Origin of the sequence: Microbulbifer sp. TB1203 (assembly GCF_030997045.1) — a bacterium.
GTDB lineage: Bacteria > Pseudomonadota > Gammaproteobacteria > Pseudomonadales > Cellvibrionaceae > Microbulbifer.
On sequence record NZ_CP116899.1, the window covers coordinates 3,864,406 to 3,876,039 of the forward strand.

Below are 11,634 nucleotides of genomic sequence, written 5' to 3' on the forward strand. Positions count from 1 at the left end.
CGGATTCAGCGCTGGCAGAAAATGTATTGTGCATAGTACTGGCCGAGAAAGTCCTCGAAAGTTCCCCTGTCCCCCGCTTCCACCTGCCGTTGTTTTTGCAGCGACTCTCCCGCCAGCTGTGTGAAATGGTTCTGCGAGGCTTCGTCCAGCGGGCGCTCGATGAAGTATTGGCGGTGCTGCTCCGCCTTGTCGGCGGCCCACTGGAAAAAGCTCTGCCCGTGGGTTTCCATTTCCGCCAGCATGTGCGCGGCCGGTGTGGCGGTTTCGCCGGCTACCTTGGCGCGCTGGGTTTCCAGGCTGCGGCGGTAGTCGTCGTCGCCCCAGGCGCTGTCGAACAGATCCGCCAGGGGCGCCATTTCGTTCAATAGGCGTTCGGCCCAGACGCTGAGCTTCTGCTCGCCGCCGTTATGGATCAGTTTGAGTTCCGGATCGCGGCCGCGGTAGACGATGCGGTTCTGGTTTTCCTGCACCGCGCGGTAGTCGGCATTGTCGGTCTTGGGGCTGTCCCCCAGCAGACAGTGCAACAGGAAGCAGTCGAGAAAGCGCATCTGCTGCGCGTCTATACCCAGGGGTGAGAAGGGATTCAGGTCGAGGCAGCGCACCTCAATGTATTCCACTCCGCGGTTGGCCAGGGCGGACAGCGCCGTCTCGCCCATCTTCGCCGGGTTTTTGGGCCGGATGGGGGAATAGAATTCGTTCTCGATCTGCAGCAGGCCGGTGGAGAGTTGCTGGTAGTGCCCGCCCGCGTCCTTGACCCCGAGTTCGTGGTAAGGGGCGTAGGGTCTGCTGATTGCCGCGCACAGGGTGGAGAGGTAGCTGCACAGGTCGTTGTAACAGACGATCAGCGATTGCTGCGCCTCGCTGTTGTAGCCCAGGTCGCCCATGCGCAGCGAGGTGGCGTAGGGCGCGTAGAGGCTGCGCCCCTCGCTGTCGAAGGGCTCCAGGCCGTGCTCGCGGCCCTCCACAAAGCTGCCGCACACTGCCGGCGCGGCGCCGAACAGGTAGATCAGCAGCCAGTAGTTGCGGCGGAAGTTGCGGATCAGGTCGAAGTAGCGGCGGGTCTTGAAATCGCCCAGGGGCTCGTCGCTGCCCTCGCGCTCATGCAGCCAGCTCCAGAAATCGTCCGGCAGCGAGAAGTTGTAGTGGATGCCGGCGATGGTCTGCATGGTGCGGCCATAGCGCAGCCCCAGTCCCAGGCGGTAGATGGTTTTCATGGTGCCGCTGTGGGAGTCGCCGTAGCGCGCCACCGGAATGTCCGGGTCGGCGCCGATGCGCGCGGGCATGGAATTGACCCACAGGCGTTCGTCGCCGATCTGGCTGTAGGTGTAGCGGTGAATCCGGTCGAGGATCTGCAGCGCCTCTTCCGGCGTGGCCACCGGCGGAGTGATGAATTCCAGCAGCGCTTCGGAAAAATCGGTGGTGATGCAGTCGTGGGTCAGCGCCGAGCCCAGCGATGCCGGGTGGGGCGTCTGCGCCAGGTCGCCGTCCGGGGTGACCCGCAGGCTCTCTTTTTCGATACCGCGGCGAATGCCCTTCAGCAGTTGCAGCGATTGCGGCTGGGCCAGTGCGGCCAGGTGACGATGGGGCACTCGGATCTCCTTGGTTAACCCGGCAATCCAATAGATCGTCCTTATCTATTGGATTGTCGCCCCTAAAATACTGCGATGGCCGCCCCGCGCACCTGCGCGGAGTTGCTGGTATTTAAAGGGCTCGCGCTGGCCTGCGCCCAGCGGCGGCACATCCCTGTGCCGCTTCAACCCGTGCCGGGCTGAGAGAGCTGCCGCGAATTTGGAGCGATATGGGGGCGACTTCAGCCCGCTTCAAGCGCCGCGGACCGCGACTCGTCCTCGCCCGGCTCTACCTCGGGCGGTTCCTCAGGGGAGATTTCCGGCGGTTCCTCGGGGGGGACTTCCGGCGGTTCCTCGGGAGTGATCTCCGGCGCCTCCTCAGGCTCCACTTCGGGGGCCTCTTCCGGCGGCACTTCCGGCGGCGTCTCCGTCGGGATTTCCCTCGGGTCCCCCAGGGCCTCCGCGGGCACCTGCGGCTGGCCCTTGCTGTTCAGCTCGCACTGCAGCAGTTCGATGCGCAGGCTGACATCGCGGGTGTTGGCTTCGAACATCTGGTTGATGGCGATGTCCTTGTGTTCGCTGCGGAACAGCCGGCTGGCCTCGCGGCCGTCGATCCATTCGTTGCTTTTGCTAAGGAACTGCTGATGCTGGTTGGTCAGCACGTAGACGTGACTCATGCGGCGGAACAACTTTAATGCTGTGACAGAAAGGCAGTGTACATTCAGAAGGCGGAGGACAGAAGACTGAGGACAGACGAAGCGAAAATCCCCCTGGGTAGGAGCGGGCCATGCCCGCGATCGGCATCAGCTACGTAGCGACGGCCGATCGCGGGCATGGCCCGCTCCTACAGCGTAAGGGAGCAGTCTGTAGGGTGCGCCGTGCGCACCGTTGCCGGGCGGTGCGCACGGCGCACCCTACTCAGTCTCGCGTCACAGAGGCGTGAGCGGATAGTGCTCCGGGTAGGGCAAGCGCGCCGCGCCGCTGTCCACCGCCGCGCGGGCCACTGCTGAGGCCACCTCCGGCAGCAGCCGGGGGTCGGTGGGCTTGGGCAGGATATAGTCCGGGCCCAGGCTCAGCTCGACGCCGCCGTAGCCCTCGCGCACCGCGTCCGGCACCGGCAGGTGGGCGATCTTGCGGATGGCCTCGATGGCGGCCAGCTTCATCTCCTCGTTGATGCGCACCGCGCGCACGTCCAGGGCGCCGCGGAAGATGAACGGGAAGCAGAGCACGTTGTTCACCTGGTTCGGGTAGTCCGAGCGGCCGGTGGCCATGATCAGGTCGTCGCGCACGCTGTGTGCCAGCTCCGGGGAAATTTCCGGAGTGGGGTTGGAGCAGGCGAAGACCACCGGGCGCGGGGCCATCCTGGACAGCTGCTCGGCGGACAGCAGGTCCGGGCCGGACACGCCCAGGAAGACATCGGCGCCCTCGATGGCGTCGTCCAGGGTGCGCATTTCCGTGTCGCGGGCCCACTCGCCCTTGTAGGCGTTGATATCGGTGCGCCCGGAGTGAATCACGCCGCGGCTGTCGAGCATGGTGATCTGCTCTTTCTTTGCGCCGGCGGCCAGCATGAGTTTGCAGCAGGCGGTGGCGGCGGCGCCGGCCCCCAGGCACACCATGCGCACGTCTTCGATTTTCTTGCCCTGGATTTCCAGCGCGTTGAGCATGCCGGCCACGGTGACGATGGCGGTGCCGTGCTGGTCGTCGTGGAATACCGGCACTGAGCAGCGCTCGATCAGCGCCTCCTCAATATGGAAGCACTCCGGGGCCTTGATGTCCTCCAGGTTGATGCCGCCGAAGGTGTTGGCGATATCGGACACCGTCTGGATGAAGCGCTCCGGACTGGGGCTATCCACTTCGATGTCCACCGAGTTGATGCCGGCGAAGCGCTTGAACAGCAGCGACTTGCCCTCCATCACCGGCTTGGAGGCCAGCGGGCCCAGGTTGCCCAGGCCGAGAATGGCGCTGCCGTTGGAGATCACCGCCACCAGGTTGCCCTTGCCGGTGTAGAGGTAGGCCGCCTCGGGGTCCTTGGCGATCTCGCGCACCGGCTCGGCGACGCCCGGGCTGTAGGCCAGGGACAGGTCTTCCTGGGTCTGGGCGGGGGTGGTCAGTTCTACCGATAGCTTGCCCGGGGTCGGCAGCGCGTGGTAGTCGAGCGCGGCCTGGCGCAATGAATCCGTCATCTGGAAACAATCTCGTGAATTCTGGGGCCGGAATTTTAGCCCGGTCCGGCTACTGCGGGGGGCGCAGAGAATAACCGACAGGGGTCGCCCGCCACAAGAGCGCGCGTGAGGGGGAGCCGTTAATTCTTACTAATTTTCAGGGTGTACGGGGAGTCAACCGCAATAAACCAGCGTTTATTTTGCGGAAACTGGGATGTGTATTTCGATCCCCGATCAAGCAGCCAGCCTTTCACTTCGATTTGTGCCCCTTGCCAATCGCGCCGGCCCAGCTGGCCAAAATCCCCCTGTGGGTCCAGGCGCAGGGCCACCGGGCCGTCCAGTTCCAGCCATAAATAGCGGTTGTGGTCGGCCTTGCGCACCCGGCCCCGCAGCACTACGAAGCCACCGTCGCCGGGGCGGACATCCGCGGCCCGTTTCACCGGCCACACGCCGGGCGCCCACAGGCCGCGCCGGTCGCTGCGCGCCCATGCCTCGCGTTCGGACAGACACTCCGCCAGGGAGAGGTTGGGGGCCATGGCCACGTGGAAGGCCAGGCCGGCGGCCAGCAGCGCCGATTCCAGGTTGTCGCCGCGGTGGTTGTACACGTGGGCGAGGAGGCGTCCGTAGGAGTCCCGCCGCTCGCGGTCGTACACCAGTTCCAGGCCGCCGTCGGCGAGAAAACGCTCGGTGAAATGTTTGGCCTCCCGCGCCAGCGGTTCCGCCGGGCGGCCTTCGCGGGCCAGTTCCGGCGTATTGACGCCGATCAGGCGCACACGGCGGCCGTCCTCCAGCAGCAGGGTGTCGCCGTCCTGTACCCGTTTCAGCGCCACCAGTTCGTCCGCCTCCCCGAGCACGCAATCCGCCGCGGCGGCGGCGGCGGCCAGCAGCAGGGCACAAAAAAAGGCACCGAGGGAAACCCAGGGTGCCTTTCTTTTGGCTGCCGGCGCTTTTCTGGCTGCGGGCGTTTTGCCTGCGGCCATCGCGTCGCGCTTTACTTGCCGATGCGGCTGCCGAAGCGCTTCTTGAAGCGGTCCACGCGGCCACCGGTGCTGGCTTCGCGCTGCTTGCCGGTATAGAAGGGGTGACACTGGGAGCAGACGTCCAACTGGATGTCTTTGCCCAGGGTCGAGCGGGTCTTGATCACGTTGCCGCAGGAGCAGGTGGCGGTGACTTCGCTGTAATTCGGATGGATATCGGTCTTCATGGTTTGCCTCAATTCGAAACCGCCACCTGATCTGTTGCCGGGCACGGAGTCGTCGTTGGTTTAGGGGCTGGGTAAAAAGTGCGCGCATACTAATCAGATTAGCGCGGCGGTTCAAGCACAATTGCCCGCCGGGAGCGCCGAGCCCCAGCTCGGCCTGCGGGCCGCAGGCCCGCTGTGGGAGCTTGCGTGCAAGCGAATGGCTACGAAGCCCTTCTCTTCGCCCTGTTCCTACAGAGGCAGTGCCGAGGACAAATCCGCGGAGCAGCAGACCCGCGTTGCAATTGCGCTATCATGTGCGGCTCGCGCGGGCAGTACAAAGGGGAGGCGCAAATTGGCAACCGACGGTGGAGGAAAACCGGCAATTCTGCGCCTGGCGGTGCCGGTACCCCTGCGGCGCCTGTTCGACTACCTGCCCCCGCAGGGCACCGACCCCGCGCAACTGTTACCGGGCCAGCGTTTCTGGGTACCCTTCGGCGGGCGCAAACTGGTGGCGGTGCTGGTGGATATCGTCAGTGAGTCCCCACTTGCCGAGCTGAAGGCGGCCCTGGAACAGATAGATGCGACCCCCCTGTTCGACCGCCAAAGCCGCGCCTTCCTGCACTGGGCCGCCGACTACTACCAGGCGCCCGCCGGCGAACTCTACGCCGCCGCCCTGCCCGCCGCGCTGCGCAAAGGCAAACCCGCCGATCACTGGGCCGAACAGTGGCTGGAACTCACCATCGAGGGCAAGGGCCTGCCCGAGAGCGCCCTGGCGCGGGCGCCAAAACAGCAGGCGCTGCTGCAGCTGCTGTTGCGGGACGGCAGGCAGAGCCGCCCCCATCTCAAAACCCTGGGTCATTCCGCCACCGCAGTACGGGCGCTGCTGGATCGCGGCCTGGCGCAGTGGGCTGCCGGCCCCACCGCCCCGCCGCCGCTCTCAACCGCCAAGGGCGCCGGGGCGGCCCCGGCGCGGCTCAATGAAGCGCCGCGGCTCAACGAAGAGCAGCGGCAGGTGCTGGACGCCATTCCAGCGGATCGCTTTAGCGTCTCACTGCTTGAGGGCACCACCGGCAGCGGCAAGACCGAAGTCTACCTGCGGCTGATGGAGCGGGTGCTCACCAACGGCAGGCAGGCCCTGTTACTGGTGCCTGAGATCGGCCTGACACCGCAGACCCTGCGCCGCATCGCCGCGCGCTTTCCCGGCCGCAGCATCGCCGCCCTGCACTCCGGCCTGGCCGAGGGCGAGCGGGCCCGGGCCTGGCTGTCCGCCGCCGCGGACCAGGCGGATATCGTGATCGGCACCCGCTCGGCGATATTCACCCCGCTGCACAAGCTGGGCGCGGTGATCGTGGACGAGGAGCACGACGGCTCCTTCAAACAGCAGGACGGCGTACGCTACTCCGCTCGCGACCTGGCGGTGGTGCTCGGGCGCAACGCCGGGGTGCCGGTGCTGCTGGGCTCCGCCACCCCCTCCCTGGAGAGCCTGCACAACGCCCTGAACGGGCGCTATCAGCACCTGCGCCTGCGCCATCGCGCCGGCGACGCGCGGCCGCCGCAGATCCATATAGTCCCCACCCTCGGTCAGCAGCTGGAGGAAGGTTTCGCCCCCCAGGTATTGCGCCATGTCGGCGAGACCCTGGCCCGCGGCGAGCAGGCGCTGGTGTTTATCAACCGCCGCGGCTTCGCCCCGACCCTGGCCTGTGACGACTGCGGCTGGCTGGCGGACTGCCCCCACTGTTCCAGCAAGCTGACCCTGCACCGCCGCCAGCGCCAGCTGCGCTGTCACCACTGCGACTATCGCCGGCCTATGGTAGACAGCTGCCCCCAGTGCCACAGCCGCTCGCTCAGCGCCCTGGGAGCCGGCACCGAGCGCAGCGAGGCGCTGCTGGCCCACCGCTTTGCCGACTACCCGGTGATCCGCGTGGACCGCGACACCACCGCCAGCAAACAGGCCCTGGACAAGCTGCTGGCCCCGGCGCGCGCCGGCGAGCCCTGCCTGCTGCTGGGCACCCAGATGCTGGCCAAGGGCCACCACCTGCCCCGGGTCACCCTGGTGGTGATCCAGGATGCCGACGGCGGCCTGTTCAGCGCCGACTTCCGCGCCCCGGAGCGCACCGGCCAGTTACTGGAGCAGGTGGCCGGCCGCGCCGGTCGCGGCGAACTGGCGGGCCGGGTACTGGTGCAGAGCCGCTACCCGGAGCACCCGCTGCTGCAGCTTCTGCTGGAGAAAGGCTACGGTGCCTTCGCCCGCCAGCTGCTGCGCGACAGGGCCGTGGCCCAGCTGCCGCCGCTGCGCGCCATGGCGCTGGTGCGCGCCGAGTGCGAGGAGGCGAAGTGGGCGGAGGAATTTCTCGGCGAGGCCCGCCGGCAGTTGGAAGCCCTGGCACCGCCGTCCCCGCAGTTGCAGTACCTGGGGCCGGTGCCCGCGCTTTTAGAGCGCAAGTCCGGCCGCTTCCGTTTCTATGTGCAGATCACCGCGGAAAAGCGCGGCGCATTGCAGGCGCTGCTCGCGCGCCTGTGCCAATGGGCCGAGGGCAACCGCAACCGGCGCTTGCGCTGGGCAGTGGATATGGATGCGCAGGAGTTATCCTGACCCGCGATGACGTCACCTTGATGCTATAGCGTTGCAACGCTATAGTGCCCTTCGGCAAAAGGGTGTGATAATGAGCAACTTGTCCAAAAGGTCCACGATTTACTTTGATCCGGCCATCCACCAGGCGCTGAAGCTGAGAGCGGCCACCAGCCATCAATCGGTGTCCGAACTGGTGGACGAGGCGGTGCGCCTGCTGATGCGCGAAGACCAGGAGGATCTGCAAGCCTATGCGGACAGGGTCAGCGAGCCGGAAGTGTCCTATGAGGCCCTGCTTCAAGACCTGAAGAAGCATGGCAAAATATAAAATCACTTTTAAGAAATCTGTAGCCGGAGACCTGCGCGCTATCCCCAATCGGGATGTAAAGCGTATCCTGAAGCGCATAGACACCCTCGCAGAAAATCCCCGCTGCGCGGGCTGCATAAAGCTGACCGGGCGCGAACTCTATCGCGTTCGGCAGGGGAATTACCGGATTGTCTATGAAATCGTCGACACCAGGCTGGTAGTCTGTGTTGTCAAAGTCGCGCACCGGTCTGTGGTTTACAACTAAACGCAATTGATTGAGAAGGGATCTTCATGAGCCGTCGCAACGCCAGCCGCCGCAGCAGTCCCGCGAGCAAACCCGCCTGGGTCTGGTTTGTGCTGGGCAATTTTGTCGGCGGTTTCGTGGTGTTTATGATTTTTCTCACCGGGCTCAAGCAGGATTCCGACGGCGACAAGCGCCCGGCGCCCCCCGCCCGGAAGGCCGAAGAGCAGTCGTCAAAGCCGCGCTTCGATTTCTATACCCTGCTGCAGGAAAACGAAGTGGAGGTGCCCGAACCCAAGGTGGCCAAGCCCTCCCGCCGCGTCACCGGCCCCCCGGACGGCGGCGCGCGCAGCGAGTCCCCCCGCGAGGAGACGCCCGAGAGAGACGATCCGCAACTGGTGTATATCCTCCAGGCGGCCTCCTTCCGCGACGCCGCGGAGGCGGAAAAACTGCGCGCGCAGCTCACCCTGGCCAACCTCGAAGTAAAGGTGGAGACCGCCACCGACAGCCGCGGCACCTGGCACCGGGTACTTATCGGCCCCTACCGCAGCCGCTCCAAGGTGGCCGCGGCGCGGGAGACGCTCGCCGACCACAAACTGATGCCGCTGGTGCTCAAGCGCCCGGCGCGCTGACGAACTTGCGCGTCAGCCGGTGAGACAGCGGCGCGATCACCGACACCAGCGGAAACGCCACCACCCAGGCCACCACCCACGCGCTTGCCCAACGCCACATAAAACCGCCGTCGAAACCGGTGTTGATAAAAGTGATCACCGCGGACATCAGCAGCGACATCAGGCCGGACATGATCAGCGCGAATACCAGGGCGTACAAACGTGAGGGAAGGACTGGCACGGCGGGTCCTCTGAGATACATCGGGCGCGCATTATAGGCTTTCGGCCCTTTCTTGTTGAAATTCCCCCCCCGCGACCACACTTACCCTAGACCTGAACAGATTCTCCCTTGTAGGAGCGGGCCATGCCCGCGATCAGCCTCCACTACGTAGTTGATGCCGATCGCGGGCATGGCCCGCTCCTACAAGGCACCGAAAAACAAACCGAGAGGCCTCCCTTGGAACAGTATCGCGGTACCACCATTCTCTCCTGCCGGCGCGGCGGCAAAGTCGTTATCGGCGGCGACGGCCAGGTCTCAATGGGCAACACCATCATGAAGGGCAATGCGCGCAAGGTGCGCCGCCTGTACAAAGACAAGGTGATCGCCGGATTCGCCGGCGGCACCGCCGACGCCTTCACCCTGTTCGAGCGCTTCGAGGCCAAGCTGGAGGCCCACGGCGGCCAGCTCACCCGCGCCGCAGTGGAGCTGGCCAAGGACTGGCGCACCGACCGCGCCCTGCGTCGGTTGGAGGCGCTGCTGGCGGTGGCGGACGAAAGCGCCAGCCTGATCGTCACCGGCAACGGCGACGTAATCCAGCCGGAGGACGACCTGATCGCCATCGGCTCCGGCGGCCCCTTCGCCCAATCGGCCGCCCGCGCGCTGCTGGACAACACCGAACTGGACGCGCGCACCATCGTCGAGCAGGGCTTGAAGATTGCCGGCGATATCTGCGTCTACACCAACCAGAACCACACCATTGAAGAACTGAGTTACTGAGGAGCGGGCTAAAAAGTACTTTTGTCATTCCGGCGCAGGCCGGAATCCAGGTGGCACTGAACTGGATACCGGCCTACGCCGGTATGACGGGCCTATCAATTTTGATTTGCAGCAGAGTATCTACCAGCACTAGCTCCGGTTTTGCACACGAGAATTTCTATGTCCCAGATGACCCCCCGCGAAATAGTCCACGAACTCGATCGCCATATCGTCGGCCAGCAGGACGCCAAGCGCGCCGTGGCCATCGCCCTGCGCAACCGCTGGCGGCGCATGCAGGTAAACGAAGAGCTGCGCGCGGAAATCACCCCGAAAAATATCCTGATGATCGGACCCACCGGCGTGGGCAAGACCGAGATCGCCCGCCGCCTGGCAAAGCTCGCCAACGCGCCCTTTATCAAGGTGGAGGCCACCAAGTTCACCGAAGTGGGCTACGTGGGCCGCGATGTGGAATCCATCGTGCGCGACCTGGTGGAGATGGCGGTCAAACTGGAGCGCGAACAAGCCATGGCCGGGGTGGAGCAGCGCGCGATGGACGCCGCCGAGGAGCGGGTGCTCGACGCCCTGCTGCCACCGGCGCGCTCCACCGAGCCGGGCGACCGCGGCTCCAGCACCCGCCAGCTGTTCCGCAAGAAACTGCGCGAGGGCGAGCTGGACGAAAAGGAAATTGAAATAGAGATCTCGGTGGCCCCTGTGGGTGTGGAAATCATGGCGCCCCCGGGCATGGAGGAAATGACCAACCAGCTGCAGGGCATGTTCTCCAATATGTCCCAGGGCCGCACGCGCAAGCGCAAGCTCACCGTCAAGCAGGCGCTCAAGCAGCTCACCGACGAGGAGGCGGCCAAGCTGGTCAACGACGAGGAGGTGAAGAGCCGCGCGATCGAGGCCGCGGAACAGAACGGCATCGTGTTTCTCGACGAGATCGACAAGGTGGCCAAGCGCCAGGAAACGGGCGGCGCCGACGTATCCCGCGAGGGCGTACAGCGCGACCTGCTGCCGCTGATCGAGGGCAGCACCGTGAGCACCAAGTACGGCATGATCAAGACCGACCATATTCTGTTTATCGCCTCCGGCGCCTTCCACCTGTCCAAGCCCTCGGACCTGATCCCGGAGCTGCAGGGCCGGTTGCCGATCCGCGTGGAACTGAGCTCGCTCACTTCCGAGGATTTCCAGCGCATCCTCACCGAGCCCTCCGCCTCGCTCACCGAGCAGCAGAAGGCACTGCTGGCCACCGAGGGCTTGCAGCTGGAATTCTCCGAGGACGGCATCCGCCGCATCGCCGAAGTGGCCTACCAGGTCAACGAGAGCACGGAAAACATCGGCGCGCGCCGCCTGCACACGGTGCTGGAACGGTTGCTGGAGGAAATCTCCTTCGACGCCGGCGACGGCGACAAAACCATCACCATCGACGCCGCCTACGTGGACAGCCACCTGGGCGAACTGAGCCGGAACGAAGACCTGTCCCGCTTCATTCTGTGAATAGCTCCCCTCTCCCGCTTGCGGGGGAGGGGTTGGGGGAGGGGGCACGAGAAGCGGCCCCCGCAAACCGATAAATATGAAACCACCAAAAAAAATCCGCCTAAACCGCACAGAAAAAAACCTGCAGCTACTATTCGACGATGCCGAATACACCCTGCCGGCGGAATACCTGCGCGTCCACTCCCCCAGCGCCGAGGTCCGCGGCCACGGCGCCGGCGAGCCGTTGCTGGTCAGCGGGAAAATGCATGTGGGTATTGAAAGCGTCGAGACCGCCGGCCGCTACGCGCTGAAAATCGTCTTCGACGACGGCCACGACAGCGGCATTTACACCTGGGAATATCTGCGCGAACTGGGCGAAAACCACACGGCCAATTGGGGCGCCTACCTGCAGCGCCTGCAGCAGGCGGGCAAGGGTCGCGATCCGGATGAGAGCCCGGTCAAGTTTATTAACTAAAGATCCTGTTTAATCCCCCTGTCACACTTCCGGTCTTTAATGCGCGCCAAATAACCGAATACCGGA

General features: G+C 65.1%; 13 protein-coding genes. 7 read left to right on the top strand and 6 right to left on the bottom strand.

The genetic code is table 11. From position 1 onward, the window contains the following. Positions 1 to 5 precede the first annotated feature (5 nt). The 5 genes from gshA to rpmE form a co-directional block, all read right to left on the bottom strand. Positions 6 to 1,589: a glutamate--cysteine ligase gene (gene gshA / locus PP263_RS16400; protein WP_308364805.1), complete on the bottom strand. Its 1,584-nt coding sequence runs from the start codon at positions 1,587 to 1,589 to the stop codon at positions 6 to 8. A gap of 221 nt (positions 1,590 to 1,810) precedes the next feature. Next, positions 1,811 to 2,245, bottom strand: coding sequence for a hypothetical protein (locus PP263_RS16405; protein ID WP_308364806.1), 435 nt, complete (start codon positions 2,243 to 2,245; stop codon positions 1,811 to 1,813). Positions 2,246 to 2,497: 252 nt separating this feature from the next. After that, the gene (locus tag PP263_RS16410) at positions 2,498 to 3,751 is read right to left on the bottom strand and encodes a malic enzyme-like NAD(P)-binding protein (protein WP_308364808.1); all 1,254 of its coding nucleotides are present in this window, start codon (positions 3,749 to 3,751) and stop codon (positions 2,498 to 2,500) included. 119 nt (positions 3,752 to 3,870) lie between these two features. Beyond that, entirely contained in the window at positions 3,871 to 4,710 is an 840-nt protein-coding gene (locus tag PP263_RS16415) for a thermonuclease family protein (protein ID WP_308364809.1), read from the bottom strand. A gap of 11 nt (positions 4,711 to 4,721) precedes the next feature. Further along, positions 4,722 to 4,934, bottom strand: a complete 213-nt coding sequence (gene rpmE, locus PP263_RS16420; protein ID WP_308364810.1) for a 50S ribosomal protein L31 — start codon at positions 4,932 to 4,934, stop codon at positions 4,722 to 4,724. A 331-nt stretch (positions 4,935 to 5,265) separates the two neighbouring features. Here rpmE and PP263_RS16425 point away from each other — a divergent pair, with 331 nt between their 5' ends. The 4 genes from PP263_RS16425 to PP263_RS16440 all read left to right on the top strand — a co-directional run bounded on the left by PP263_RS16425 (position 5,266) and on the right by PP263_RS16440 (position 8,662). Beyond that, on the top strand, positions 5,266 to 7,506 hold the full coding sequence (locus PP263_RS16425; RefSeq protein ID WP_308364812.1) for a primosomal protein N': 2,241 nt from the start codon (positions 5,266 to 5,268) through the stop codon (positions 7,504 to 7,506). A 70-nt stretch (positions 7,507 to 7,576) separates the two neighbouring features. Beyond that, complete coding sequence (locus tag PP263_RS16430; protein WP_308364813.1) at positions 7,577 to 7,810, top strand: CopG family transcriptional regulator; 234 nt, start codon at positions 7,577 to 7,579, stop codon at positions 7,808 to 7,810. Next, positions 7,797 to 8,054: a type II toxin-antitoxin system RelE/ParE family toxin gene (locus PP263_RS16435; RefSeq protein WP_308364815.1), complete on the top strand. Its 258-nt coding sequence runs from the start codon at positions 7,797 to 7,799 to the stop codon at positions 8,052 to 8,054. Before PP263_RS16430 ends, PP263_RS16435 begins: the two co-directional genes overlap by 14 nt. A gap of 26 nt (positions 8,055 to 8,080) precedes the next feature. Further along, on the top strand, positions 8,081 to 8,662 hold the full coding sequence (locus tag PP263_RS16440) for an SPOR domain-containing protein (protein ID WP_308364816.1): 582 nt from the start codon (positions 8,081 to 8,083) through the stop codon (positions 8,660 to 8,662). On the opposite strand, the gene PP263_RS16445 is transcribed toward PP263_RS16440, so the two are convergent. After that, positions 8,643 to 8,882 (bottom strand): DUF2798 domain-containing protein, encoded by a 240-nt coding sequence (locus tag PP263_RS16445; RefSeq protein ID WP_308364818.1) that lies wholly within the window; start codon positions 8,880 to 8,882, stop codon positions 8,643 to 8,645. The genes PP263_RS16440 and PP263_RS16445 overlap by 20 nt on opposite strands. A gap of 216 nt (positions 8,883 to 9,098) precedes the next feature. Between PP263_RS16445 and hslV the strand changes: the two genes are divergently transcribed. The 3 genes from hslV to PP263_RS16460 all read left to right on the top strand — a co-directional run bounded on the left by hslV (position 9,099) and on the right by PP263_RS16460 (position 11,568). Further along, positions 9,099 to 9,638 (top strand): ATP-dependent protease subunit HslV, encoded by a 540-nt coding sequence (hslV, locus tag PP263_RS16450; protein WP_183460294.1) that lies wholly within the window; start codon positions 9,099 to 9,101, stop codon positions 9,636 to 9,638. Positions 9,639 to 9,797: 159 nt separating this feature from the next. Next, positions 9,798 to 11,114 carry an ATP-dependent protease ATPase subunit HslU gene (hslU, locus tag PP263_RS16455; protein ID WP_308364820.1) on the top strand — a complete coding sequence of 439 codons (1,317 nt, stop codon included), beginning with the start codon at positions 9,798 to 9,800 and terminating at the stop codon, positions 11,112 to 11,114. 76 nt (positions 11,115 to 11,190) lie between these two features. Next, positions 11,191 to 11,568 carry a DUF971 domain-containing protein gene (locus tag PP263_RS16460; protein ID WP_308364822.1) on the top strand — a complete coding sequence of 126 codons (378 nt, stop codon included), beginning with the start codon at positions 11,191 to 11,193 and terminating at the stop codon, positions 11,566 to 11,568. The last annotated feature ends 66 nt before the right edge of the window (positions 11,569 to 11,634 follow it).

What these genes read in the sequence shown, in the direction of transcription:
- PP263_RS16405 (WP_308364806.1), bottom strand. Translation starts at nt 2,245, where the DNA reads ATGAGTCACGTCTACGTGCTGACCAACCAGCATCAGCAGTTCCTTAGC.
- PP263_RS16415 (WP_308364809.1), bottom strand. Translation starts at nt 4,710, where the DNA reads ATGGCCGCAGGCAAAACGCCCGCAGCCAGAAAAGCGCCGGCAGCCAAA.
- PP263_RS16440 (WP_308364816.1), top strand. Translation starts at nt 8,081, where the DNA reads ATGAGCCGTCGCAACGCCAGCCGCCGCAGCAGTCCCGCGAGCAAACCC.
- hslU (WP_308364820.1), top strand. Translation starts at nt 9,798, where the DNA reads ATGTCCCAGATGACCCCCCGCGAAATAGTCCACGAACTCGATCGCCAT.
- PP263_RS16435 (WP_308364815.1), top strand. Translation starts at nt 7,797, where the DNA reads ATGGCAAAATATAAAATCACTTTTAAGAAATCTGTAGCCGGAGACCTG.
- rpmE (WP_308364810.1), bottom strand. Translation starts at nt 4,934, where the DNA reads ATGAAGACCGATATCCATCCGAATTACAGCGAAGTCACCGCCACCTGC.
- PP263_RS16430 (WP_308364813.1), top strand. Translation starts at nt 7,577, where the DNA reads ATGAGCAACTTGTCCAAAAGGTCCACGATTTACTTTGATCCGGCCATC.
- PP263_RS16410 (WP_308364808.1), bottom strand. Translation starts at nt 3,751, where the DNA reads ATGACGGATTCATTGCGCCAGGCCGCGCTCGACTACCACGCGCTGCCG.
- PP263_RS16460 (WP_308364822.1), top strand. Translation starts at nt 11,191, where the DNA reads ATGAAACCACCAAAAAAAATCCGCCTAAACCGCACAGAAAAAAACCTG.